Origin of the sequence: Brevibacterium salitolerans (assembly GCF_039531405.1) — a bacterium.
GTDB classification, from domain to species: Bacteria; Actinomycetota; Actinomycetes; order Actinomycetales; family Brevibacteriaceae; genus Brevibacterium; species Brevibacterium salitolerans.
Map to the genome: position 1 here is coordinate 271,881 of NZ_BAAAPZ010000019.1, position 23,990 is coordinate 295,870.

Annotated in this window: 21 protein-coding genes and 1 riboswitch; of the genes, 5 read left to right on the forward strand and 16 right to left on the reverse strand. The window is 72.5% G+C overall.

The genetic code is table 11. The features are described 5' to 3' along the window. Positions 1-40: 40 nt before the first annotated feature. From ABD240_RS16740 to ABD240_RS16790, 11 genes are read right to left on the reverse strand one after another with little or no spacing between them, the layout of a single operon-like run. Entirely contained in the window at positions 41-1,177 is a 1,137-nt protein-coding gene (locus ABD240_RS16740; protein ID WP_344338711.1) for a glycosyltransferase family 4 protein, read from the reverse strand. Between the two features lie 41 nt (positions 1,178-1,218). Further along, positions 1,219-2,898: a murein biosynthesis integral membrane protein MurJ gene (gene murJ, locus ABD240_RS16745; protein ID WP_344338713.1), complete on the reverse strand. Its 1,680-nt coding sequence runs from the start codon at positions 2,896-2,898 to the stop codon at positions 1,219-1,221. Further along, the gene (locus tag ABD240_RS16750) at positions 2,898-3,779 is read right to left on the reverse strand and encodes a hypothetical protein (protein WP_344338715.1); all 882 of its coding nucleotides are present in this window, start codon (positions 3,777-3,779) and stop codon (positions 2,898-2,900) included. Before ABD240_RS16750 ends, murJ begins: the two co-directional genes overlap by 1 nt. Beyond that, positions 3,776-4,837, reverse strand: coding sequence for a copper transporter (locus tag ABD240_RS16755; protein ID WP_291798542.1), 1,062 nt, complete (start codon positions 4,835-4,837; stop codon positions 3,776-3,778). The genes ABD240_RS16750 and ABD240_RS16755 overlap by 4 nt, the downstream gene beginning before the upstream one ends. Next, positions 4,834-6,126: a putative cytokinetic ring protein SteA gene (gene steA, locus ABD240_RS16760; protein ID WP_291798539.1), complete on the reverse strand. Its 1,293-nt coding sequence runs from the start codon at positions 6,124-6,126 to the stop codon at positions 4,834-4,836. The genes ABD240_RS16755 and steA overlap by 4 nt, the downstream gene beginning before the upstream one ends. 7 nt (positions 6,127-6,133) lie before the next feature. Further along, positions 6,134-7,909 carry a DNA repair protein RecN gene (gene recN, locus ABD240_RS16765; RefSeq protein WP_344338720.1) on the reverse strand — a complete coding sequence of 592 codons (1,776 nt, stop codon included), beginning with the start codon at positions 7,907-7,909 and terminating at the stop codon, positions 6,134-6,136. Next, positions 7,906-8,886, reverse strand: coding sequence for an NAD kinase (locus tag ABD240_RS16770; protein ID WP_425547063.1), 981 nt, complete (start codon positions 8,884-8,886; stop codon positions 7,906-7,908). Before ABD240_RS16770 ends, recN begins: the two co-directional genes overlap by 4 nt. 46 nt (positions 8,887-8,932) lie before the next feature. Further along, complete coding sequence (locus ABD240_RS16775; RefSeq protein WP_344338722.1) at positions 8,933-9,871, reverse strand: TlyA family RNA methyltransferase; 939 nt, start codon at positions 9,869-9,871, stop codon at positions 8,933-8,935. A 5-nt stretch (positions 9,872-9,876) separates the two neighbouring features. Next, positions 9,877-10,137 (reverse strand): hypothetical protein, encoded by a 261-nt coding sequence (locus tag ABD240_RS16780; RefSeq protein ID WP_344338724.1) that lies wholly within the window; start codon positions 10,135-10,137, stop codon positions 9,877-9,879. Beyond that, complete coding sequence (locus tag ABD240_RS16785) at positions 10,134-10,958, reverse strand: HAD-IIA family hydrolase (RefSeq protein ID WP_344338726.1); 825 nt, start codon at positions 10,956-10,958, stop codon at positions 10,134-10,136. The genes ABD240_RS16780 and ABD240_RS16785 overlap by 4 nt, the downstream gene beginning before the upstream one ends. Further along, positions 10,955-11,878 (reverse strand): hypothetical protein, encoded by a 924-nt coding sequence (locus ABD240_RS16790; RefSeq protein ID WP_344338729.1) that lies wholly within the window; start codon positions 11,876-11,878, stop codon positions 10,955-10,957. Before ABD240_RS16790 ends, ABD240_RS16785 begins: the two co-directional genes overlap by 4 nt. Between ABD240_RS16790 and ABD240_RS16795 the strand changes: the two genes are divergently transcribed. From ABD240_RS16795 to ABD240_RS16815, 5 genes are all read left to right on the forward strand, one after another. Beyond that, the gene (locus ABD240_RS16795; protein WP_344338731.1) at positions 11,867-12,565 is read left to right on the forward strand and encodes a hypothetical protein; all 699 of its coding nucleotides are present in this window, start codon (positions 11,867-11,869) and stop codon (positions 12,563-12,565) included. The two genes, ABD240_RS16790 and ABD240_RS16795, sit on opposite strands and share 12 nt — an antisense overlap. A gap of 591 nt (positions 12,566-13,156) precedes the next feature. Beyond that, a complete protein-coding gene (gene betT, locus ABD240_RS16800; protein WP_291793182.1) occupies positions 13,157-15,253 on the forward strand; it encodes a choline BCCT transporter BetT in 2,097 nt (698 codons plus the stop codon). A gap of 96 nt (positions 15,254-15,349) precedes the next feature. Continuing rightward, complete coding sequence (locus ABD240_RS16805) at positions 15,350-16,822, forward strand: aldehyde dehydrogenase family protein (protein WP_344338734.1); 1,473 nt, start codon at positions 15,350-15,352, stop codon at positions 16,820-16,822. Between the two features lie 79 nt (positions 16,823-16,901). Next, positions 16,902-18,464, forward strand: a complete 1,563-nt coding sequence (locus ABD240_RS16810) for a GMC family oxidoreductase (RefSeq protein WP_291793187.1) — start codon at positions 16,902-16,904, stop codon at positions 18,462-18,464. Between the two features lie 128 nt (positions 18,465-18,592). Beyond that, complete coding sequence (locus ABD240_RS16815) at positions 18,593-19,426, forward strand: aldo/keto reductase (RefSeq protein ID WP_291793190.1); 834 nt, start codon at positions 18,593-18,595, stop codon at positions 19,424-19,426. 42 nt (positions 19,427-19,468) lie between these two features. Here the strand turns inward: ABD240_RS16815 and ABD240_RS16820 are convergent, their stop codons facing one another. The 5 genes from ABD240_RS16820 to thiO all read right to left on the reverse strand — a co-directional run bounded on the left by ABD240_RS16820 (position 19,469) and on the right by thiO (position 23,827). Next, a complete protein-coding gene (locus ABD240_RS16820) occupies positions 19,469-20,176 on the reverse strand; it encodes an SIR2 family NAD-dependent protein deacylase (RefSeq protein WP_344338737.1) in 708 nt (235 codons plus the stop codon). Positions 20,177-20,214: 38 nt separating this feature from the next. Further along, positions 20,215-21,405 carry a molybdopterin-synthase adenylyltransferase MoeB gene (gene moeB / locus ABD240_RS16825; protein ID WP_344338739.1) on the reverse strand — a complete coding sequence of 397 codons (1,191 nt, stop codon included), beginning with the start codon at positions 21,403-21,405 and terminating at the stop codon, positions 20,215-20,217. Beyond that, a complete protein-coding gene (locus ABD240_RS16830) occupies positions 21,402-22,313 on the reverse strand; it encodes a thiazole synthase (RefSeq protein ID WP_344338741.1) in 912 nt (303 codons plus the stop codon). The genes moeB and ABD240_RS16830 overlap by 4 nt, the downstream gene beginning before the upstream one ends. A gap of 3 nt (positions 22,314-22,316) precedes the next feature. Continuing rightward, entirely contained in the window at positions 22,317-22,598 is a 282-nt protein-coding gene (gene thiS / locus ABD240_RS16835) for a sulfur carrier protein ThiS (RefSeq protein ID WP_344338743.1), read from the reverse strand. After that, positions 22,595-23,827, reverse strand: coding sequence for a glycine oxidase ThiO (gene thiO, locus ABD240_RS16840; protein ID WP_344338745.1), 1,233 nt, complete (start codon positions 23,825-23,827; stop codon positions 22,595-22,597). The genes thiS and thiO overlap by 4 nt, the downstream gene beginning before the upstream one ends. Next, a riboswitch (TPP riboswitch) is annotated at positions 23,796-23,900 on the reverse strand. Its footprint overlaps the gene before it by 32 nt. Positions 23,901-23,990 lie beyond the last annotated feature (90 nt).

The following is a 23,990-nucleotide window of genomic DNA, read 5'->3' on the forward strand; positions in this document are numbered from 1 at the left end:
TGCGCCTCCGCGCGCGTGCGCGTGCGTGTCCTCCGTCCGCTCATCCGCGTGCGCGCGCCGCCTCGTACTCCGTGAGGAGGAGCTCCGCCGCCTGCGCCTCGTCCGGCAGGTCCAGCGCGCGCTGGGCGGCGCGGTGTCCCAGCTCCTCGCGCAGGGCGGGATCCTCGACGACCCTCCGGAGCGCGGCGGCGAAGGCCGCGGGATCGCCGGCGGGCACCAGCAGTCCGGCATCGCCCACGAGCCCGGGCGTGCCGCCCGTGGCCGTGGCGACGATGGCCTTGCCGGTGAGCAGGGCCTCCTGCAGGACGAGGGCCCGGGCCTCCCACCTGCTCGTGAGCACGAAGGCATCGGCGAGCTGGTTGAGGGCTCCCACGTCCCCGCGCTGGCCGAGGAAGTGGAGGGAGGGCCGCCTCCCGGCACGCGCGTGCTCCTCGATGCGCGCGTCCAGGCGCGCACGTTCGGCGTCGTCCTGCGCGCCGGCCACCAGGCACTGCACCTCGGGGTGGTCCGCGGCGAGCTCCGCCAGCGCGTCGATGAGGACGCCGTAGTCCTTCTGCGGCGCGATCCGGCCCACCGCCAGGAGGATGAGGCCGTCGCGGTCGAAGCCGAGCTCGCGGGCCAGGCGCGCCCGCAGCAGGCCCGCGTGGATGTCGTCGCCGAAGCGCGGGGAGGGCGCGGCCGCCGGGGCGAGGCCGGTGTGGGAGGCGCCCAGCTCCCGGGCGAGGTCCACGAGGTCCTCGCTGGCACCCAGCACGGTGTCCGCGGTCCTCGCGATCCGGGCAGCGACGAGCCGCTCCATCCGCTCACGCCCGCCCGTGCTCATGATCGTGTTGTGCCAGCTGGAGAGGAAGCGGGGGCGCTTCCGCATGCCGGTGAGCGCCGCGGAGGTCAGCAGGGAGGCACGGAACCCGTGCGCGTGGACGACGTCGGCGCGGAAGGTGCGGATGAGGGTGCGCAGCCGGCGCACGGTGCCCGCGTCACGGGGCCCCACTCCCACGGGGATCTCCAGCGGGGCGAACATCACCCGCGGCCTGTCGTCGAAGCCGAACTGCTCCTGTGTGGCCGCCGGGCCCACGACACCCACCCGGTGACCGGCGGCGGCGAAGCTCCGCGCAGCCGCAGCGACGTGGGTTCCGACCCCTCCCGTGGAGGTCCCGAGCACAAGGAGAATCCGCATGGGGCGAGTCTAGCGGGGCTCACGCCAGCGGCGGCTCAGGATCACCGCAGGGCACGGGCCTGCGCCAGCGCCCCGCGATCGAGGGCGAAGGCGACCGCGCCGGTGACGGCCACGGCCACGAGACCGGCGCAGAGCCCGGCGAGGACGGCGAGGACCGCGGGCGGGAACGGCAGCCCGCCCGATCCGGCCAGGGCGAGCCGGGCGACGAGGAAGCCCGCGGCGCCGCCCCCGGCGGCGCCCACCACGCCGACGACGAGCGTGCGCGGCAGGCCCGCGAGCGCACCGCGTCCGCGCACCCGGGCGATGCCGGCGAGCAGGCAGACGCCCGCCACCGTCATGCCCACGGCATGCGCGGCGCCCAGCGCCACGAGGGTCCGCGGGCCGGGCGCCGCCGCCACGAAGGGGACGGCCGCAAGGACGGACACCGCCACGAGGGACCAGCCCGCCGCGGCGGAGAGGGTGGCGAACCGGGAGCGCTCCAGCGCGTAGAAGACCCGCGTCCCCCACGCGACCATGCACCAGCCCGGCACCGCGGCGGCGATGACGACGACCGTGAGGCCCAGGGCGGAGAAGATCGGGGCGGACTCGCCGTGCGCGGTGTCCAGCGTGGAGAAGAAGACCTGCAGCGGGGCCGAGGCCGCCGCGAGCACCGCGGCCCCGGTGAGGCCCAGGAGGACCACCAGCCGGGTGGTGCCCGCGATGAAGGCATCCGTGGGCCCGGCGGGCCCCGTCTCCGCGACGAGCCCCGCGAGCTTGGGGAAGGCGACGGTCGCCACGGGCACCGCGAGCACGGCGTAGGGCAGCAGATAGACGGCCTGCACGTACCCGAACACCGCGAAGACGCCGCTGCCGCCCACCTTGTTGGACACCATGAGGATGACCAGGGTCGCGAGCTGCTGGGCCAGCAGCACGGACATCCCCGCCCCGGCGAGCTTCACCGCGCGCCGCGCCACCCCCGGGGGGAACGACCAGGTGGGCCGGAAGCGGATCCCCGTGGATCGCGCCGGCAGCGCGAGCGGGAGCGTCATCGCGGCCACGCCCGCCGTCGTGCCCCAGCCCAGCAGCGCCAGCGCGCTGTCCGCCGGCGCTGCGGACTCCGGGCCGCGCAGCACCGCGTAGCCGGCGTAGACGCCGATCACGATGAGCGAGGACACGAGCGGCATGAAGGCCGGCCAGAGGAAGCGCCGGTGCGCCTGCAGGACACCGGTGAGCACGCCGCCCACGGCGTAGAGCACGAGCTGCGGCGCGAACACGAGGAGGAAGCCGGAGATGAATGCCGTCGACCCCGGCGCGTCCGTCGGGGTGATGAGCGCCGCGAGCGGGGCGTGGAGGACCATGACGGCCGCGGCCAGGGGCAGCGTGAGGGTCACGGACCAGGTGAGCAGTGCGGACGCGATGCGGGAGGCCTCGGCGCGGGCGGCCTCGGCGGTGCCCCCGGACTCCGCTGAGCCGCCGGGGCCGGTCTCCCCCGCCTTCCGCTGCGCCAGGGCGAGCGGCGCGGCCAGCAGCGGCACCACAGCGCCGGCGAGCGCGCCGCCGGCCACCACCTCGTAGAGGATGTTGGGGATCTGGTTGGCGGACTGGTAGGCCGTGCCCACCGCTCCGGCGCCCACGGTGGGCGAGAAGGCCACCCAGCGGACGAAGCCGAACAGCCGCGAGACCAGTGTGGCCGCGGAGACGAGCAGCGCGGCCGAGGCCGCGAACCGGAGCAGACGGGGCATCAGCGGCCGAGTGCGTCGAGTTCGCGCAGCCCGGGAGTCGCCTCGATGACGCGGGTGAAGGAGACCTTCTCGCTGGCGAGCGTGAGCCCGGCCAGGAGTGCGAGCTCGCAGATCAGCCGTCCGCGGGAGGCCGTGAGGGCGCTGCGCAGGCCCAGTGCCGCACCGAGCGCGTTGGCCCCCGTGTCGCCCAGCATGCTCCTCCCGCCGAGGTCGTCCGGCAGCAGCACCGCGGTGGTGCCCACGACTCCGCCGAGCAGTGCCCCACTGGCCCTGCCCGCCTGCGCTCCGCCGCGCGACTCGCCCTTCGCACCCAGCCGTCCCAGCACCGAGGCCGTCGTCTGGAGGTCGAGGATCACGGCCCCGGCCTTGAGCGCGCGGCCGGGGCGCAGATCCAGCAGATTCATGAGGTTCGCGGTGCCTGCCACGACCCCGCCGGCCAGCACGGCGTCGACGGCCCTCCCGGCGACGGTGTCCGCGTCCCTGCGGAGCAGGGCGCAGGCGGCCACGGAGGCCAGGGGAATGCCGATGACCTTGAGCGCCCCCGTGGTGACCTCGCCGCGTGCCAGCGCGCTGAGATGTCCGCGCAGCCCCTTGGACGCACCCGTCTCCCGGAAGTCGTCATTGGCGCCCAGCGCTCCCGCGGCACCCACCGCCAGCAGGCAGGCCGTGCGGTTCGCAGCACCCGGGACGAGGACGCACGCCGCGAGCAGCCCCGCCGTCTGTGCGGGTCCCTCCAGCAGCGAGACCGGGTTCCCCGCGTGATTGGTGCGGACGAGGGACGGCATGCGCTCCTCCGCACGGGTGCGGAGCGCGTTCACGCCCGCGGCGGCGAGCGCTCCGGCCGCGGCCGCGAGGCCGGTGCGTGCGAGTGTGCGGATCATGGCGCCTCCGGAAGGACGGAATCGGACGACTGCGTAGTCCCGTAGTTCCCCGCACGGCCCTCGACTGCGGCCTCCAGGGCCAGGGGGACGATGACGGCACCGGCGGCGAGGTCGAGCGAATCCACGGTGCTCAGCCCCTCGCCGTCGTTGCGCAGCTCCGCCAGGAGGCCCTGCACGGCGGAGGCGCGCGAGCCCGCCACGACGGTCCGGCTCGCACCTGCGAAATCGCGGGCGAGGTCTGCTCCGGCCGTGAGTTCGGCGGCGGCCTCCTCCGGTGCCGCGGTCTCGGTCGCCTCCGCGGACTCCCCGCCCTCTGCGGTGTCCTCGGAACCGGGCACGCCGTCCGCGCCGGGGTCCTCCGCTGCGGCCTCGGCCGGGTCCACGGGGGCGATCATGACGACGGCGTCGGCGGATCCGCGGTCGCCGGAGGCGATGACACCGGCCTCCGTGAGCGCGGAGAAGAGCCCCGCGGCCGTCTCCTCGCTCACGGAGCTGGTCTTCGCCCCGGCGTCCTCGCCGGGATCGGCGGTGGGCTCCGCGCCCTCCTCCGCTGCCTCGTCCCCGGCCTCGGGGTCCGCCGGTGCCAGGGCGTGCACGAGTGCCGTCCGCAGCACCGCGGCGTCGTCCTGCGGCAGGCTGTCGTCGAGCTCGCGCAGCTGTGCGAGCAGCTCCGCCCCGGCCGGGGCCAGGGCTGCCTCCGCGAGTTCCGCGTCCGAGGCCACGGTGCCGCCCGCGGTGCCGATCCGGTCCACCACCGCCTCGGCCTGCGCTCCGTCCGCGCCGGGCAGGCGGACGACCGTGATCGCGGTGTCGCTGAGCTTCTCGGAGAGGAGGTCCTCCGCGCTGGCCTCCACGAACGCGGTGAGCTGGTCCGCGTCGTTCTGCGCGTGCTCGAGGTCGGCACGGAGGCCGTCGCGATCCGTGCGGAGTGCGTCGACCTGGCTCTGCAGCGAGGAGCCGATGGGCTCCTTGAGCGGGCCGGCCCCCAGCACGATGCCCACCGCGAGCGCGAGGAACACCGAGATGAGGGAGACGAGATGGTAGCGGAAGTCGATCACGGCTGGCTCAGTCCTCGAAGGTGTGCGGATGCCGGGAGCTCGCCTGCGGCGACGCTCCCGGCGGGGACGTGCGGCGGCAGACCGAGGCCCACCGCGTCTGCGGAGCCCCCGAAGAGGGAGGCGATCCACTGGAAGAATCCGTCGAGCTGGGCCATGACGAGCCCCAGCAGGGTCTGGCCCGCGGCGGTGGCGGACAGCGCCGCGCCCAGCGCGATGAGCCCGGCGACCGCCAGCAGCACCAGCTGCCAGGCGCCGATCCGCTGCCGGTAGAGCAGGGAGACGCCCTTCGCGTCGATGAGCTTGCTCCCCACTCGCAGCCGGGTGAGGAACGTCGAGGCCATGCCCTTGCGGCCCTTGTCCAGGAACTCGATGAGGGTGTCGTGGGTGCCCACCGCGACGATGAGCTCCGCCCCCTTGTCGTCGGCCAGCAGCATGGCGATGTCCTCGCTCGTGCCGGAGGCGGGGAACTTCACGCAGTCCAGCCCCAGGTCCGTGAGCCGCTCCACGCCTGGCGCGCGCCCGTCGCGGTAGGCATGGACGACCAGCTCCGCACCGGAGGTGAGCGCTGCGTCGGACACCGAGTCCATGTCGCCCACGATCATGTCCGGGCTGAGACCGGCCTCGAGGATCGCGTCCGCTCCGCCGTCCACGCCGATGAGCACGGGGCGGTGCTCCCGGATGTAGGTGGACAGCATCGCGAGGTCCTCCTTGTAGTGGTACCCGCGGACGACGATGAGCGCGTGCCGTCCGGCGAAGGACGTGCGGACGAGAGGCACCTCGAAGTCGTCGGCGAGGAGATCGGAGTCCTTGCGGATGTACTCGATGGTGTTGTCGACGAAGTCCACGAGGACCTCGCCCATGCCCGCCTCGGCGGCGGTGGTGGCACGGTCGATCGTGTCTGTCGTCTGCACCGTGCCGGTGGCGACCACCTCCCCGCCGGAGAGCAGCGAGCCCTCCTCGAGCGAGTACTCCTCCCCCTCCGTGAGCCTGCCGTCGAAGAGCTCCTCGCCCGCGTCGTCGACCAGCGGGATCCCCGCGGCGACGATGATGCCCGGGCCCAGGTTAGGGTACCGGCCGGACACCGACCTGTGCGCATTCACCACGGCCGCGGGCCTGCACGCCACGAGCGCCTCCGCGGACACGCGGTCGATGTCGGAGTGACGGATCACGGCGATGTCGCCGGGCTGAAGTCTTTTCGTGAGGTCCTTAGTCCGCCGGTCGACCCGCAGGACAGCGGGCCCCACCCGCTGCTCCACATCGACCCGCTCACGTGCTCTGCGCAGAATCATGGTGCGCTCATCCTCTCATGCGCACACCCGAGGCGAGCGCGAACGCGGCCTTGGCCTCCGTCGCGGAGCGCACCAGCTCCTCCGCGTGCTCCCTCGCGGATGTGGAATCGGCCACGCCGGCGAGCATCCGGGCGAGCTCCTCCGTCCGGTCCTCCCCGTGCAGCTCCCGCACCCCGGAGACCGCGCCGGTGCCCTCGTCGGTCTTGCGGACCACGAGGTGGTGGTCCGCCCACGCCGCGACCTGGGGCAGGTGTGTGACGACGATGACCTGGGAGGATGCTGCGAGCCGGGCGAGTCGCCTGCCGATCTCCACGGCGGCCTTGCCGCCGACCCCCGCGTCCACCTCGTCGAAGACGAAGGTGGGGAAGGCCTCCGTGCGGGCCCGGACCACCTCGATCGCGAGCATGACCCGGGACAGCTCCCCGCCCGAGGCGGTCTTGGCGATGTCGTCCGGCTCCGCCGCCGCGTGCGAGGTGAACAGGAGGCGGACGTCGTCCCCGCCGTGCGCGGCGGGCTCCGTGCGCTCGACCCGGAAGCTCAGCGCCGCGTGCGGCATCGCGAGCGCGGCGAGCTCCTCGCCCACCGCCGCGGCGAAGGACTCCCCGGCCTCCACCCGTGCGGCGTGCAGCTCCTGGGCCGCCTCCTCGAGCCGGGCGCGGGCGGCCTCGACGGTCTGTGCCATGTCCGTGAGCGAGGCCTCCGAGTTCTCCAGCGCGAGCAGCTCCCGCCCCGCCTGCTCCTCGAAGGCGAGCACGGCCGCGAGGTCCTCGCCGTAGGCGCTGAGCGAACCCAGTTCGGCGCGCCGGGCCTCGGCGTCCTCCAGCGACATCCCCTCCTGGTCCGCGAACCCGGCGAGATAGGAGGAGAGCTCGGCGCCCAGGTCGGAGACCCGCACGGCGACGTCCTCGAGCGTCTCCAGGCGGGCGGCGAGCTCGGCATCCGCTCCGGCGGCCCGGCTCAGCGCCTCCGTGGCCTCGGCGAGCAGGGAGACGACGTTCGTCTGCTCGGACCAGTCGTCGCCCATGAGCAGCGTGTGCGCGGTGCCCGCGGCCTGCTGCAGCTCCTCCGCGGCGCCCAGCCGGGCGGCGAGCGCCGCGAGCTCGGCGTCCTCCCCCGGCTGCGGGCGCACGGCGTCGATGGCCTCCAGCGCGCTGCGCAGGTAGTCGATGCGCGCCGCCCGCTCGGAGCGCGTGCCCTCGAGGCGCTGATGCTCCTGCTCCAGCTCGCGGTGGGCGGCGAAGGCCTCCCGGTAGGAGGCGAGCGCCTGCGCCCCGCGCCGGCCCGCGATCCCGTCGAGGAGCGCCCGCTGCTGCGCCTGGCCGCGCAGCGTCATCTGCTCCGCCTGGCCGTGCATGCTCACGAGCTGGGAGCCCACCTCGCGCAGCACCGCGGCGGGTACCGTCCGGCCGCCCGCGGTCGCACGGGCGCGGCCGGACCGCGGGATGATGCGGGTGAGGACGGCCTCCTCGTCCACGTCTCCCCCGGCCTCGGCGATCCGCGCGGCGACGGCCGACTGCACGTGCCCCTCCTCGTCGAGCGCGCTCGCAGGATCGACCTCGTCGCCGGCGGCGGGCAGGGCGAAGATCCCCTCCACGACCGCCTTCTCCGCGTCCCGGCGGACCGCCGAGGTCTCCGCCCGCTGGCCCAGCAGCAGGTCCAGCGCCGTGACGAACATGGTCTTGCCCGCGCCGGTCTCACCCGTGACGACGGTGAGGCCGGCGCCCAGGTCGATGCGCGCGTCCGTGATGACGCCCAGGTTCTCGATGCCGATCGAGGTGATCATCGGGCCTCCGCAGCGGGTCCCCGCCAGCCGGCGACGGGGAGCTGGAACTTCTTCACGAGCCGGTCCGTGAACGGCCCGTGCCGCAGACGGGCCAGCAGCAGCGGCGTCGCGGAGCGGCAGGCCTCGATGTGCGCGCCCACCGGCAGCTCCAGCTCCTGCCTGCCGTCGCACCACAGCACGGCGGAGTCCTTGGCAGGCCGCGGCAGGTACTCCACGGCGATGACGGAGTCGCGGGAGACCACGAGGGGCTCGGCGAAGAGCGCGTGGGCGCTGATGGGCACCATGAGCAGCGCTTCGACGTCCGGCCACACGATGGGGCCGCCGGCGGAGAACGCGTAGGCGGTGGAGCCGGTGGGCGTGGCCATGATGACGCCGTCGCAGCCGTAGGTGGAGACCGGCCTGTCGTCCACACCGGTGCTCAGTTCGATCATCTGACTGCCGGGGCCCTTCTCCACGGTGGCCTCGTTGAGCGCCCAGGCGCGATGGACGAGCTCGGAGCCCAGGCGGACCGTGATGTCCAGGGTGAGGCGCGACTCGATGTCGTACTCGCGTGCGACCGCACGGCGGACCGCTTCGTCGATGTCGTCCGACTCGCTCTCCGCGAGGAAGCCGACGTGCCCGAGGTTGACGCCCATGATGGGCACCTGCGCCCGGTGATAGACCTCGGCAGCGCGGAGGATCGTCCCGTCGCCGCCGAGGACGATGATGAGCTCGCAGCCGTCCGCGGCCGCCGGGTGCTGGCCCGGTGCGGGCTCGGAGCGCGTGCCCGGTTCCGGGGCCGGCACGATCCGCACCTCCGCGGGGAGGACGGCCTCGGCCTCTCCCCCGGCACCGCCCGCGGCGAGCACCGCCGCGTGGTGGTCGGCGGTGAGGACGGGGACGACGCCCTCCGCGACGAGCGCCCGGCACACCCGGACGGCGGCCGCCCGGGCCCGCTCCCGGTGGGGATGGAGGACGACCAACATCTGTCTGCTCACGCGGCTTCCCTCTCCCTCGCTGACGGTTTCCCTCTCCCGGCCCACCTTATGCGCGTCCCTCCACCGCCGCGGCGACGGCCGCCCGGGGATCGGACGCCAAAACGAACGAACGTCCCGGTTCCGGCTCCACGCTAGCCGATCGCGTGGTCGCAGGCGTCGCCGCGGCCGGTCCGGTGCGGGCGCGCGCCCACACGAACACCTCCCTGTTGCCCGCCGGACCGGGCAGGCGGGAGGGCGAGACGGCGAGCGGCTGGGCTCCGGCCGCGCCGAGCGCCCGGACGACCCCGAGCACCGCCCGGACGCGGTCCGCGGGATCCGCGACCACGCCGTGCTTGTCCAGCGCGGAGCGGCCGAGCTCGAACTGGGGCTTGACCATGAGGCCGAGCAGGGCGCCGGGCCGGCAGACCGCCAGCAGCCCGTCGAGGACGAGGGTGAGGGAGATGAAGGAGAGGTCCGCGACGACGAGGTCCACGGTGCCGTCCGCGTGGAAGGGCGCAGGTGCAGCCAGCTGCGCCGGGGTGAGCTCGCGGACGTTGGTGCCCGGCAGATCGCGCACCCGGGGATCCTGCGCCAGGCGGGGCACGAGCTGTCCGTGCCCCACGTCCGCGGCATGCACCGCCGCGGCGCCGTGGGACAGCAGGACCTGGGTGAACCCGCCGGTGGAGGCACCGGCGTCCAGGCACACCGCGCCGTCCGGCGCGGACCGGAGGCCCGAGTCCGCGAGCGCACCCAGCAGTTTGTGAGCGCTCCGCGCCACCCACGGGTCCGGGGCCTCGAGGCGGAGCCGTGCTCCGGCCGCCACACGCTCCGCGGCCCGCAGGGCCCCGCGGCCGTCCACCTGCACGCGACCGGCGCGGATCTCCCGTGCGGCGCGGTTGCGCGAACTCGCGAGCCCTGCCTCGACGAGTGCCACATCGAGGCGCCCCGCTGCCGGGGCACAGGCCTCGGACACCGCCGGGGCGGGATCGTCCGCAGAAGGGGCCATGCGGCTCAGAGCTCCTCGAGGGAGGACTCGAGCTCGGTCAGCAGGGACTCGACGCCGGAGGTGAGACGTTCCGCGGCCTCGTCCGCCTCCGCGCCCTCCCCCGCGGCGGCCTCCGCGAGGGCGTCCAGCCCCTCGAGCCGCCGCTCCCAGGCGCGCACGGGCACACCGCCGCCGGGAGTGGGGGCACCTGCACCGGGTGCGGGGACCCCGCCCGGATCCGTCACCTGACCGCTGTCCGCCGCCTGCGCTCCATCAGGCTCAGTCATCCGAGGCCCCTCATTCCGCCGTCCTCACCGCCGGGCACGAGGGCGGTGAGGGAGTCGAGGACCATGTCCGGCCGGCGCTCCGCAGGGGCGGTGCGCGCGGCCTCCTCGGTGTCCACTCCGGTGAGCACGAGCGCGGACGGGAAGCCGGCCGCCCGCGCCCCGGCGATGTCCGTGTCGAGGCGATCGCCCACCATGAGCGGTTTCGCCGCACCCAGCATGGCCGCTCCGGCCTCCATCATGGCGGCAGCGGGCTTGCCCGCCACCCGCGGCCGCGCTCCCGTGGCGTCTGCGACCATCCGCACGTAGGCGCCGTTGGCGGGCATCGCCCCGCGTTCCGTCGGCAGGGTGGGATCGAGGTTCGTCGCCCACCACCGGGCGCCCGCGCGGACGGCGACGCAGGCCTCGGCGAGCGTGTGCCAGGTGAGGTCCTTGGAGAATCCCTGCACCACTGCGACAGGGTCCTGCGCCGCCGTCTCCACCGGGACGAGGCCCTCCGACTCGATCGCGGCGACGAGAGCCGGCGCACCGGCCACGAGCACACGCGAACCGGCCGGCACGGCCGCCGCGATGCCGCGGGCCGCGACCATCCCGGAGGTGAGCACCTGGGCCGGCTCCGCATCCACCCCGAACCCGCGGATGTGCTCCGCCGTCGCCTCCCGCGTGCGGGAGGCGTTGTTCGTGAGGAAGCCGTAGGGGATGCCCGCGGCGGCGAGCCCGCGCAGCGCCTCGGCGGCGCCGGGGATCGGCTCGGCTCCGGCGTAGACGCAGCCGTCGAGGTCGAGGAGGACCGCGTCGAACTCGCTGTCGAGCCCGGTCGTCATTCGCGCGGGTCCGTCTCCGCGGCACCCTCCTCGGGGTGCTCGGCGTCCGTGTCGTCCGCATCCGCGTCCGTCTCCGCCGCAGCGAGGATCTCGTCGAGCTCGTCGACGATCTCCGCGTCGAACCCGGCGTCCACGGCGGCGAACTCCCCGGTGCCGCCCGCTTCGACGGACGCCTCGGAGACGGCGAGCCCTTCGGCCTCGGCGGAGGCTTCCGCCTCTGCCCCGCTCGCCTCGGTGCCGCGCTCAGCGTCCTGTTCCGTGCCTGCGTCTGCATCCGCGTCCGCATCGGCGGCGGAGTCCGGCTCGTCAGCGCCCTCCTCCGGCAGCTCGACCTCCTCGAGGGTGATGATCTCGACACCCTCGTTCGGGTCGATCTCCTCATCCCCGAACAGCGTGCCGGTGGCCTTCGCCGTGCGACGGGCGAGCTCCTCGTAGCGGTCGGCGAGGTCGGCATCGCCCTGGAGCCGGATGACGTCGGAGTAGACGGAGAGGAGGCGCACCAGAGTGCCGTTGGCATTGCCGTTGAACGGCCTCGTCTCCAGCAGCCGCCTGGCCCGCTCGACCTCGCCCTTGTCGATGTGGGCGCCCGCGGCCACCATCAGCAGCTCGGTGTAGAGATCGGAGCCCAGCTCCTCCTCCTTCGCCTCCGCGAACAGCTCGAGGGCCTTCTCGGGCCTCCCGCGGCCGCGCTCGGAGTCCGCGATCAGCGGAAGATTGTCGTTCGACCCGGTGATGCGGCGGTGCGTGCGCAGCTCCCGGGCGGCCTCGGCATAGAGATCGAGCTGGTAGGCGATGATCCCGGCCGCCTCGCGGACGGCGCCCACGCGGGACCCTCGCTGCACCGCCGCCTGGGCGTGGGCGTGGGCGAGCTCCGGATCCTCCGTGAGCAGAGCGCTCGCAGCGGCGAGGTGCTTGGCCACCGCCTCCGCGGCATCCTTGGTGAGGGTCCGCAGCTCCGCCCGGAACTCGCCGGGCAGCTCGCGGCCGGTGATGCCCTCGGGGATCTGCGGCGCGCGGGGGCGGGTCTCCCTGCGGCGGTCGCGGCCGTCACGGCCACGGCCGCCCCGGATGTCACGGCGGCGGTCCTCCCGGCGAGAGTCCCCGCGACGATCGTCACGCTGGCCCCCACGACGGTCATCCCGCTGACCACCGCGGTCCTCCCAGCGGCGGCCCTGCCCGCGCTCCTCACGGCGCTCGAAGCTGCGCCCACCCCGCTCATCACGACGCGAGTCACCGCGGCGATCCTCCCGGCCTCCGCCGGAGAACCCACGACCGCTGCGGTCATCCTCGCGACGGGGGCGGCGGTCACGATCGAAGCTGCGCCCACCCCGGTCATCACGACGAGAGTCCCCGCGACGATCATCACGCCGGCCCCCACGACGGTCATCCCGCTGACCACCGCGGTCCTCCCACCGGCGGCCCTGCCCGCGCTCCTCACGGCGCTCGTCGCGGCCTCCACCGGAGAATCCACGACCACCCCGATCATCACGGCGTCCGTCGCGGGAGCCGCCGGGACGTCCGCCTCGCCCGCCCTGTCCGCCGCGGTTCTGTCCGCCGCGACCCTGTCCGCCAGCACCGCGTCCGCGGCCGTCTCCGTGTCGTCCTGACCTGTGCCCGTGTTCCTCAGCCATCGCCGTCCTCGGTCGTCTCTATTGAAGTTCGCTCTCACCGGCCATGCGTCCGGGATCTGTCCTTCAATCCAGTCCTGCGCAGAGGGGCGGCGCCCGGCAGCCGCCGGGGTCCGATCAGCCAGTCTATAGGCGCGAATCGGCCGGATCATCCTGCCGCCTGTCCCTGCGAGCGTGCCCTTCCCCACTCCCCTCCGCCGCCCCCGGCCGCACACCTCCTCCCGCCTCGCTTCGGAGCACATCTGCCGCCGCGCCGATCGGTGCTGCCGATGTGACGATAAGTTCACTAGTGAGGTGCAGATTCATGGCCTGATTTCGCCAGTGATCTGCACACGCAGAACTCGTGGCGGCACCTATGGGGAAAGGCGCGGATCCGCCGCATTCTGGGGCTCGGCCCGCAGCAGCAGGTGGTCACCCACATGCGCCCGCGCACCTCGCAACCGCAGACTCTGCAGCCGCACAGATTCCACTGCGCCAAGCTCTTTTGTTACTGTCGATCGCGAAGCGGCTGCCCCGCGGGCATTCCGACGGCACGCCGACCGAACGATTCATCTGTGAAGGACTGCTGTGATGAGCTCATCCGAGGCTCAGAGAACCTCTGCCGGTGCGGACGACGAACCGGCCGTGAAGATCAACTGGCGGGTGCTCATCGCCTCCGGCGTCTTCATCCTCGCCGTCGCCCTGTGGGCGATCTTCCTCCCCGGGAACGCGGACTCCGTCATCTCCTCGACGGTGTCCTGGGTCTCGGCCAACCTCGGGTGGTACTACATCCTCACCGCCACCCTCATGATCGTGTTCGTCATCGTCGTCGCGGCCTCGAGCATCGGCCGCCTGAGGCTCGGCCCGGACCACTCACGGCCCACCTACAACCTGTTCACGTGGACGTCCATGCTGTTCGCGGCCGGCATCGGCATCGACCTCATGTTCTTCTCCGTCTCCGAACCGGTGGCGCAGTACATGCAGCCTCCCGCGGGAGAGGGAGGAACGGTCGAGGCCGCACGGCAGGCACTCGTCTGGACGCTCTTCCACTACGGCATCACCGGCTGGGCGATGTACGCGCTCATGGGACTGGCGTTCGCGTACTTCGCGTTCCGTCGCAACATGCCCCTGTCCATCCGCAGCCTCCTGCAGCCCCTGCTGGGCCGCTGGATCAAGGGCGGCGCCGGTGACGCGGTCGACGTCGCCGCCGTCCTCGGCGCGGTGTTCGGCATCGCGACGACGCTGGGGATCGGCGTGGTGCAGCTCAACTACGGCCTCCACGTGATGTTCGGCCTGCCCCAGAACGAGGCCATGCAGATCGGTCTCATCGTCCTCGCCGTCGTCCTCGCCACCATCTCCACCGTCTCCGGCGTGGAGAAGGGCATCCGCAGGCTCTCCGAGCTCAACGTCGTCCTGGCGATCGTCATGCTCGTGTGGATCGCGGTGACGGGCAAGACCCGTTTCCTCCTCGACGCGCTCATCATGAACATCGGCGACTTCATCTCGCGCTTCCCCTCGATGACGCTCGACACCTTCGCCTGGGAGCAGCCCGACGAGTGGATGAGCGCCTGGACCATCTTCTTCTGGGCGTGGTGGATCGCCTGGGCGCCCTTCGTGAGCCTCTTCCTGGCCCGGATCTCCCGCGGGCGGTCGATCCGCCAGTTCGTCACCGGTGTGCTCATCATCCCGCTCATCTTCATTATCCTGTTCATGTCGGTGTTCGGGAACAGCGCCCTGGACGTGGTGCGCAGCGGCAACACGGAGTTCGCGGAGGCGACCATCGCAGCCCCGGAGAGCGGCTTCTACGATCTGCTCGGGATGTTCCCGGGAGCACCGTTCCTCGTGGGTCTCGCCACCGTCGTGGGTCTGCTGTTCTACGTGACCAGCGCGGATTCCGGCGCACTCGTGCTCTCCAACTTCACCTCGACGATCAGGGACTCGAAGTACGACGGCCCCAAGCCCGTCCGCGTGTTCTGGTCGATCGCCACCGGCGCCCTCACCGCGGGGATGCTCCTGGTGGGCGGAGTGCCCACACTGCAAGGCGCGGCCGTCATCATCGGCCTGCCCTTCAGCATCGTCCTCTATCTGGTGATGCTCTCGCTCTACAAGGCGCTGCGCGTGGAGAGACACCAGATCCAGGGCTACTACGCGGCGCTGCCGGCCAATCTGGCCTCGGGAGGCAGCACCCTGAGCTGGAAGCAGCGGCTCAAGCGGACCATGGCCCATCCCACTGCCGCGCAGTCGCAGCGCTTCCAGACCTCTGTCGTGGAGCCCGCGCTGCAGGACGTCTGCGGGGAACTCCAGGCGAACGGCGTCGAGGCCAGCGTGATCCGCGAGCCCGTCGCCGGCATGAAGGTCGACTACGTGGAGCTCTGCGCCGTCTTCGACGGGGAGCGCCCCTTCACGTACCAGGTGCACCCGGTTCCGCGCAACGCCCCCGGCGTGGGAGGGTACGCAGGTGCGGCGACGCAGCGGACCTTCCGGCTCGAGGTCTTCACCGGCTCCGGGTCCATGGGATATGACGTCTACGACTACTCCCGCGACCAGATCATCACGGACGTCATCACCCGCTACGAGTCGCACATCGAGTTCCTGCGGATCGCCGCCGAGGACGCGGGCACGCTCGCGGTCGAGGACGCCCCCGCGGAGAACCCGGACTGGCAGGAGGACTTCACCCGAGAGAGCTGAGGGCGGGCGGCTCCCCCGCCCGGCCCCGGCCGCACACGACGATCCCGACCACGCTCACGAGAGCACAGCCCCCGTGACCCACAGAGGAGAGGACCCATGCCCACCACCCTGTACATCGACGGTCAGTGGACTTCCGCACAGGCGGGAGGCACCCGCGAGATCCGATGCCCGGCCGACGGCGAGCTCGTCGCCGTTGTCGACGAGGCGACCGAGGCGGACACCGTCGCCGCCATCGAGGCCGCACGCCGCGCCTTCGACGCAGGCGTCTGGAGCTCCGTGCCCGCCGCTCAGCGCGGCGACCTGCTGCTGGCGGTCGCACGGCGCCTGCGCGAGCGGAAGGAGGAGTTCGCGAAGGCGGAGACCGCGGACACCGGCAAGCGCATCGACGAGTCCCGCACGGACATGGACGACATCGCCAACTGCTTCGACTACTTCGGCAAGATCGCGGACTCCCACTCCGGTCGCGTCGTGGATCCGGGCGACCCCGCGGTGCGCAGCCGGATCGACTACGAGCCGGTGGGCGTCTGCGCGCTCATCGCCCCGTGGAACTACCCTCTGCTCCAGGCGGCCTGGAAGATCGCCCCCGCACTGGCGGCCGGGAACACGTTCGTGCTCAAGCCCTCGGAGCTGAGCCCGCACACCGCGATCCTCATCATGTCCGTCCTCGACGAGCTGGGGCTGCCGGCAGGCGTGGGCAACCTCGTCCTCGGCGCCGGTGCGACCGCCGGTGGGCCGCTGTCCACCCACCCGGACGTGGACCTCGTGTCCTTCACCGGCGGCCTGCAGACCGGACGGCTGCTCATGGCCAATGCGGCCGCCACCGTCAAGAAGGTCGCCCTCGAGCTGGGCGGGAAGAACCCCAACGTCGTCTTCGCGGATGCGGACTTCGACGCGGCCCTGGACAACGCCCTCAACGCCGCCTTCGTCCATTCCGGCCAGGTCTGCTCCGCCGGCGCCCGGCTCCTCGTCGAGGAGTCCATCGCCGAGCGGTTCGTCGACGAACTGGTGCGCCGTGCGGAGAAGATCCGCGTGGGCGGTCCCTACGACGAGCGTGCGCAGACGGGCCCCCTCATCTCCGCCGCGCACCGCGACAAGGTCACGGCCTACGTGCAGGCCGGGATCGACGAGGGCGCACGACTGCGCTGCGGCGGCACCTGGGGCACCGGTGAGCTGGAGAAGGGCTTCTACTACATGCCCACCGTGCTGGACCAGGTGGAGCGGGGCATGTCCGTCGTCCGTGACGAGGCCTTCGGACCCGTTGTCACGGTGGAGACCTTCGCCGGCGAGGACGAGGCCGTCGAGACGGCCAACGACACGATCTACGGCCTCGCCGGGGCCGTGTGGACGCAGGACGCGGGCAAGGGCCAGCGGGTCGCGCGGCGGCTGCGGCACGGCACCATCTGGATCAACGACTTCCACCCCTACCTGCCGCAGGCGGAGTGGGGCGGATTCAAGCAGTCCGGATTCGGCCGGGAACTGGGCCCCACCGGACTGGGCGAGTACCTCGAGGCCAAGCACATCTACCAGAACACGGAACCGGCCGTGACCGGCTGGTTCGCAGAGGACTGAGGCGGCACGGGACTGCGACGGCCCGTCCCGCACGCGGCCCCGCCCACTGGATCCTCACCGCACGGAAAGGCTAAGACACATGGAGACACTCCACACCTTCGACTACATCGTCGTGGGCGGCGGCAGCGCGGGAGCGCCGCTGGCCGCACGCCTGAGCGAGGACCCCACCGTGACGGTGGGGCTCCTGGAGGCGGGCCCCTCGGACGTCGACGACCCCGCCGTCCTCAACCTCGAGGACTGGCCCGCGCTCCTGGAGTCCGGCTACGACTGGGACTACCCCATCGAACCGCAGGAGCGGGGGAACTCCTTCATGCGCCATGCGAGGGCCAAGGTGCTGGGCGGCTGCTCCTCGCACAACTCCTGCATCGCCTTCTGGGCACCGTCCGAGGATCTCGACGCCTGGGAGCACACGTACGGCTGCACCGGGTGGGGCTCGGAGCACACGCTGCCGCTCTACACCCGGCTGGAGAGCAACGAGGACACGGACGGCCTCCACGGCACGGACGGTCCCGTGGAGCTCATGAATGTCCCGCCCGAGGACAAGTCGGGTGTGAACCTCCTCGACGCCTGTGAGCAGGCCGGCATCCCGCGGGCCCGCTTCAACACGGGCACGACGGTGGTGAACGGGGCGAGCTTCTTCCAGATCAACCGGAAGCAGGACGGGACCCGCGCCTCGGCCTCGGTGTCCTACCTCCACCCCGTGCTGGACCGGGAGAACCTCACGGTCCTCACGGACACGCGCGTGACGAAGGTCGAGCTGGACGCGGAGAACCGGGCCGTCGCCGTCCACGTCGTCGCGGACAACCACGGGCGCCAGGCGCGCATCGCCGCCGCCAGGGAGATCATCGTCTCCGCCGGGGCGATCGACTCCCCCAAGCTCCTCATGCTCTCCGGGATCGGACCGGCGGAGCACCTGCGCGAAGTGGGCGTGGAGGTCCGCGTCGACTCCCCCGGGGTGGGCTCCAACCTCCAGGACCACCCCGAGGCCGTCATCCGCTGGGAGTCGAAGAAGCCCATGCCGCGCACCTCCACCCAGTGGTGGGAGATCGGCATCTTCCACTCCACGGTGGACGGCCTGGACCGCCCGGACCTCATGATGCACTACGGCTCCGTGCCCTTCGACATGCACACGCTGCGCCACGGCTACCCCAGTGCCGACGAGGAGTTCTGCCTCACCCCCAACGTCACCCGGGCGAAGTCGCGCGGCACCGTCCGGCTGCGCTCCTGCGACTACCGGGACAAGCCCAAGGTGGATCCCCGGTACTTCACGGACGAGGAGGGCCACGACCTGCGCGTCGCCGTCGAGGGGATCAAGCTCGCGCGGAAGATCGTCGCACAGCCCGCGATGGAGGAGTGGGCCGGCCGTGAGCTCTCCCCCGGCGTCGACGCGGTCACGGACGAGCAGATCGGCGAGTACGTCCTCAAGACGCACAACACCGTCTACCACCCTGCGGGCTCGGTCCGGATGGGTGCCGCCGACGACCCCGAGGCGCCGCTCGACCCGCAGCTGCGGGTCAAGGGGGTAACGGGCCTGCGGGTGGCCGATGCCTCCGTCATGCCGGAGATCGTCACCGTCAACCCCAACATCTCGACGATGATGATCGGCGAGAAGGCCTCGGACCTCATCCGCGGCGAGGCCTGAGGGCCGGGCGCCGGGCAGGCGGGCATCGTCCTGTCCGCCTGCCCGGCGCTGTGCCGGGTGCGGGGTGGCCCGGCGGCTTGTACCGTGGACGGGACAGCAGTCGCACACACGTGAGGAGACGCCACTCCATGACGCAGACGGCAGCACTCTCGCTCCCGCCCATCGGCTTCGGCACCTACCGCCTGCGCGGCCTCGACGGCGCGCGAGCGGTCGCACAGGCGGTGGAATCCGGTTACCGGCTCCTGGACTCCGCCTTCAACTACGAGAACGAGGCCGCTGTCGCCGAGGGCGTCCGGCAGTCCGGGATCGGCCGTGAGGAGATCCTCTTCACCTCCAAGCTCGCCGGCCGGCACCACTCCCGGCCACTGGCCGACGAGGCGATCCAGGAATCCGTCCTCCGCACCGGCCTCGGACACATCGACCTCATGCTCATCCACTGGCCTAACCCCCGTCAGGGCCTGTTCGTCGAGGCCTGGCAGGCCCTCGTCGACGCACGCGAGGCGGGCCTCGTGCGCCACATCGGCGTCTCGAACTTCCTCCCCGCACACCTCGAGCAGATCGAGGAGGCCACCGGAGTCGCGGCTGAGGTGAATCAGATCGAGCTGCATCCGCGCTTCCCGCAGGAGGAGCAGCTCGCCTACCACCGGGAGAGGGGGATCGTCACCCAGGCGTGGAGCCCGATCGGCAGGCCGGGTGCGGGCCCCGACTCCGTACTGGACGATCCGGTGGTTCTGGACGTCGCCGCGGCGCACGGGATCTCCGCGACCCAGGCCGTGCTGGCCTGGCATGCGGCACGCGGGGTGGTGCCGCTGCCCAAATCCCAGAATGCCGAGCGCCAGCGGGAGAACCTCGCCGCAGCCGAGGTCTCCCTCACCGCGGACGAGGTCGCCTCCCTCACGGCGCTGGGCCGGGCCGACGGCAGGCTCAAGGACCAGGATCCCGCCGTCTACGAGGAGTTCTGAGCGGGTCCGGGAGTTCTCGCAGACCGCAGGGGTCCACCCCGGTCAGAGTCCGGCGAGCAGCGGGGGCAGGGTCTCCTGCAGGTCGCCGCGGACCACTGCGCTCGCCCAGCCGTCGCAGGGCGTGGGTTCGGCATTGACGATCCGGATCTCCGCCCCGCTCTCGTGCGCCAGGGGCACGAGGCCGGCGACCGGCTGCACCGTGAGGCCGGTGCCCACCGCGAGGAGGAGGTCGCACTCCTGAGCCGCCGTCACCGCCCTGTCGATGACGTCCGGGTCCAGCATCTCCTCGAAGAGGATCGTGGTCGCCCGGATGATCCCGCCGCAGCGCGGGCAGGGCGGATCCGCCTCCCCCGCCGCCACGCGTGCCATCGCGTCCTCGATGGAGCCGGAGTCCCGGCAGTCCTCGCAGCGCCACCGGCGCGCGCTCCCGTGCACCTCGAGCACGGACTCGGGCGGGGATCCGGCCGCCTGATGGAGCCCGTCCACGTTCTGCGTGATGATCTGCACGTCGTGCCGCTCCGCGCTCGCGGCGATGGCGCGGTGGGCGGCCGTGGGCTCGCGTTCCCACACGGCGGCGGCCGCGCGCTGAGACCACGCACGGGCCCGCACCTGCGCGTCCGCGAGGTACCAGGAGAGGGTGGAGGTGCGTTCAGCCTCGGGATCCTTCGTCCAGACGCCCTGCGGCCCCCGGAAGTCCGGGATGCCGGCGGCGGTGGAGATGCCTGCACCGGTGAGGAACGTGAGCTTCATGCCCCGACTGTACCCACACGGCTGCGCCCGCAGCGCGTTCAGTACCGCGGCAGCGCCGGGTCCACCTCGTCGATCCAGGCGAGCACCCCGCCGGAGAGATGGCGCAGCGTCTCCTCCCTGTCCCTCCAGTGCGGCCGCAGCAGCTCCAGTGCACGGGCGGATCTGGCACCGGACTTGCAGTGGAGCACCAGCGGACTTCTGCGCAGCTCCTCCGGCAGCGCGTCCGTGCCGCGGGCCTCGATCGCCGCCAGCTCCACGCCCACCGCGCCGGGGATCGAGACGAGCGCGCGTTCCCACTCCTCGCGCACGTCCACGAGGCCGAAGGACGCGCCGCCGGACTCCCGGAGGTCCAGCAGTGCGGAGAGCTCCTGCGGGCTGACCGTCTCCGCCGCGGTGGGTCCCGTGGGGCCGCAGGCCTCGGCCGGCAGCCCGGCCACCTCGGTGATCTCGGGCGCCAGCGGGTCGGGGTCGAGCCGCAGCTCTCGCCAGCGCATCGTGAGGGCGTCCAGCATGAGCACCCGGCCCACCAGCGGACTGCCCGTACCCGTGAGGAGTTTGACCGCCTCGGCGACCATGACGGTGCCGATCATCCCCGGCAGCATCCCGAGCACGCCGCCCTCCGCGCAGCTGGGGATCTCGCCTGCCGGCGGCGGTTCCGGGTGGAGGTCCCTGTAGGTGGGTCCGCGGCCGGCCCAGAACACGCTCACCCGTCCTTCGAAGCGGAGGATCGAGCCCCAGACGCAGGGGAGTCCCGCGAGCGCGCACGCATCGGAGACCAGGTAGCGGGTGGCGAAGTTGTCCGCGCCGTCGAGCACGAGGTCGTAGCCGCGCACCAGCTCCAGCGCGTTCTCCGCGGTCAGGCGCACCCTGTGGGCGCGGACCTCGACGAGCGGGTTGAGCGCGCGCACCGCGTCTGCTGCCGACTCCGCCTTGGGCCGGCCGATGTCCGCCGCGCGGTGGATCACCTGCCGCTGCAGGTTGCCGAGGTCCACGGCGTCGTCGTCGACGATGCCCAGAGTGCCCACTCCCGCGGCCGCGAGGTACTGCAGGGCCGGAGAGCCGAGTCCGCCCGCTCCCACCACCAGGACGCGCGCGGCCTTGAGACGCCGCTGTCCCAGCGGGCCGATCTCAGCGAGGGTGAGATGCCGCGCGTACCGGGCGAGCTCTTCCCGGCTGAGGTCGTCCGCCGGCTCGACGAGGGGCTGCACGCCCGCCTCGCCGCCGCTCACGGCGTTCCCCAGTCGCCCCGGGGAATGTTCTGCTCAGGATCCGTGCCGATGCGGCCGGAGTGTGGGGAGGACGCCAGGGCATGTCTGCGGGCGGGAATCCTGCCGGCTCCGCGTGCCAGACGTCCGGCCTCCACTCCCGCACGCATCGCGTGTGCCATCCGCACGGGGTCCTGTGCGCGGGTGACGGCGCTGGCCAGCAGCACCGCGTCACAGCCGAGCTCCATCGCCAGGGCCGCGTCCGAGGCCGTGCCCACGCCCGCGTCGAGGATCACCGGTACGCCGGCCCGGGAGGCGATGAGTTCGATGTTGTGGGGGTTGAGGATGCCCAGGCCGGTGCCGATCGGGGCTCCGAGCGGCATCACCGCAGCAGCCCCCGCGTCCTCGAGACGGAGAGCCGCGGCCGGATCGTCCGAGGTGTAGGCGAACACGGTGAAGCCCTTCATGGCGAGCTGCTCGGTGGCGTCGAGCAGTTCGACGACGTCCGGCAGCAGCGTCTCCTCGTCCGCGATGACCTCGAGCTTCACCCAGTCCGTCTCCAGCGCTTCCCGCCCGAGCTCTGCGGTCAGCAGCGCGTCCCTGGCCGTCGCACAGCCTGCGGTGTTGGGGAGGAGCCGGATCCCGCGGTCCTGGAGGAGGGCGAAGAGCGTGTCCCTGCTCTCCGGTGCGTAGCGCCGCAGTGCCACCGTCGTGAGCTCCGTGCCCGAGGCGTCGAGCGCGTCACCGAGTATCTCCAGCGAGCTGATCCCGCCGGTGCCCATGATCAGCCGCGAACGCAGCTCGGTGCCGTCGATCGTCAGCGGGGCATCTCCTTCGAGCGGGCCGTCGCCTCCGCCCTGGTCACCGCCACGCGCTTGCGACGTCCCCTGTGCCCGGGTGAGGCTGCCGTCCATGCGTCCCGTGTCCTTCACCGTTCATCCTCCCTGCATGGCTGTGACGATCTCGATCTCCTGGGCTGTCGCGACCGCCGTGCTCCTCCACCGGCTGCGCGGTACGACGGCTCCGTCCACCGCTATCGCGATGCCCAGCCTGCTTCCGTCCACCGGACTTCCATCCTCAGCGAGCGCCTTTCCCGTGATCTCCGCGACGAGGTCCACGAGGGTGCTGCAGTCACCGACCCGGCGGACCCGCCCGTTCACCTGCACTTCGACGTCACCCGGACGCTCGCTGCCTCCGCTGAGGTCCTCGATGCTCATCTGCTGCTCCTCTCGTGACGCGAGCGGGCTACCGCGCCGCTGCTGTCGACCGCGCTGTGGCGATGGGGGTCCATGGCCGCGAGATGGGATGCGTCCGCGCCCGTTGCCGGCAGGTCCCCGGCGATGAGCGACGAAACGAGCCGCGCGGCGAGCGGTGCCAGCAGGACGCCATGACGGAAGTGCCCGGTGGACACGAAGAGGCCGCGCACCGGTTCGCCGCTGGGCGCGCGCACCTGACCCACATACGGCAGGTCGTCGGGCGTGCCCGGACGCGCACGAGCCAGAGCCTCGACGAACTCCAGATCGGCCACGCCGGGAACCAAGCGGCGGGCGTCGTCGAGCAGGCGCCATACTCCCCCGGCTGAGGGCGCGGGACGGAAATCCTCGCGTGAGGTCGCACCGATCACGATCTCCCCGTCTTCACGAGGGACCAGATACACCGGCGCTCCGTTCACCACCCCGCGCACGGTCCGTTCGAGCAGCTGTGGTGCATCCGCAGGCAGCTGCGTCCGGAGAATGTCGCCGTACACGGGCCGCAGAGGCAGCTGAAGACTCGACGAGCAACCGGCGATGTCCGCGAGTCCGAGGCCGGCGGCCAGCACCACCGCCGGAGCGGAGATCGCCTCGCCGGAAGCCGTCTGCACAGAGTGGTCGCCCCGGCTCGCCACCGAGACCGAACGCACGGAGTCGCGCACGAACGTCGATCCGGATGCCTCCACACCGACCTGCAGAGCGGTCGCCAGGCGGCGCGGATCGATCTGGTGGTCCCCCGGCGCGCGCACAGCTCCGCTGATGCGAGGGCTCAGCGCCGGCTCCAGTGCGCGTGCGGCCCGTGTGCTCATGCGTTCGACAGGCATGGACTGCGCTTCCTGCACCGTCTGCAGGGCTTCCAGCTCGGCCAGGTCCGCGCGGTCCGCGGCGACGAGGAGGGTCTCGCTCCTGCGGTAGCCGGCTGCGATTCCGACAGCGGCTTCGAGCCGCCCGACGAACTCGGAATACTCCGCGGCCGAGGCCTTCATCAGGGGATAGAGAGCGGCCTGCTGGAACTTCACCTCCCCCGCCGGGGCGAGCATGCCTGCGGCCGCACGGGAGGCTCCCATTGCCGGCGCAGGATCGATGACGACGACGGAGATGCCCCTGCAGCACAGCTCCCACGCGGTGGTGAGACCGACGACGCCGGCTCCCACCACGATGACATCCCCCACGATGTGCCTTCCCTTCGGCGGCATGATCCGCATCAGGTTCACGCGGTCGGCATCGATGCCCTCTCAGCCCGGTGACCGGGCTCCCGCAGACTACGATTCCCGAGGCTAGCACAGATGACCCCGTGAATGAGGGGAGGCCCCCACACCACACACCCCCACAAACAGGGGGCACATGACATGAGAGCCT

Coding starts and splice junctions, on each gene's coding strand:
- ABD240_RS16740 (WP_344338711.1), bottom strand. CDS start 1,177: ATGCGGATTCTCCTTGTGCTCGGGACCTCCACGGGAGGGGTCGGAACC.
- steA (WP_291798539.1), bottom strand. CDS start 6,126: ATGATTCTGCGCAGAGCACGTGAGCGGGTCGATGTGGAGCAGCGGGTG.
- murJ (WP_344338713.1), bottom strand. CDS start 2,898: ATGCCCCGTCTGCTCCGGTTCGCGGCCTCGGCCGCGCTGCTCGTCTCC.
- recN (WP_344338720.1), bottom strand. CDS start 7,909: ATGATCACCTCGATCGGCATCGAGAACCTGGGCGTCATCACGGACGCG.
- ABD240_RS16815 (WP_291793190.1), top strand. CDS start 18,593: ATGACGCAGACGGCAGCACTCTCGCTCCCGCCCATCGGCTTCGGCACC.
- ABD240_RS16820 (WP_344338737.1), bottom strand. CDS start 20,176: ATGAAGCTCACGTTCCTCACCGGTGCAGGCATCTCCACCGCCGCCGGC.
- ABD240_RS16805 (WP_344338734.1), top strand. CDS start 15,350: ATGCCCACCACCCTGTACATCGACGGTCAGTGGACTTCCGCACAGGCG.
- thiO (WP_344338745.1), bottom strand. CDS start 23,827: ATGCCGCCGAAGGGAAGGCACATCGTGGGGGATGTCATCGTGGTGGGA.
- ABD240_RS16775 (WP_344338722.1), bottom strand. CDS start 9,871: ATGGCCCCTTCTGCGGACGATCCCGCCCCGGCGGTGTCCGAGGCCTGT.
- ABD240_RS16780 (WP_344338724.1), bottom strand. CDS start 10,137: ATGACTGAGCCTGATGGAGCGCAGGCGGCGGACAGCGGTCAGGTGACG.
- betT (WP_291793182.1), top strand. CDS start 13,157: ATGAGCTCATCCGAGGCTCAGAGAACCTCTGCCGGTGCGGACGACGAA.
- ABD240_RS16750 (WP_344338715.1), bottom strand. CDS start 3,779: ATGATCCGCACACTCGCACGCACCGGCCTCGCGGCCGCGGCCGGAGCG.
- ABD240_RS16785 (WP_344338726.1), bottom strand. CDS start 10,958: ATGACGACCGGGCTCGACAGCGAGTTCGACGCGGTCCTCCTCGACCTC.
- thiS (WP_344338743.1), bottom strand. CDS start 22,598: ATGAGCATCGAGGACCTCAGCGGAGGCAGCGAGCGTCCGGGTGACGTC.
- ABD240_RS16810 (WP_291793187.1), top strand. CDS start 16,902: ATGGAGACACTCCACACCTTCGACTACATCGTCGTGGGCGGCGGCAGC.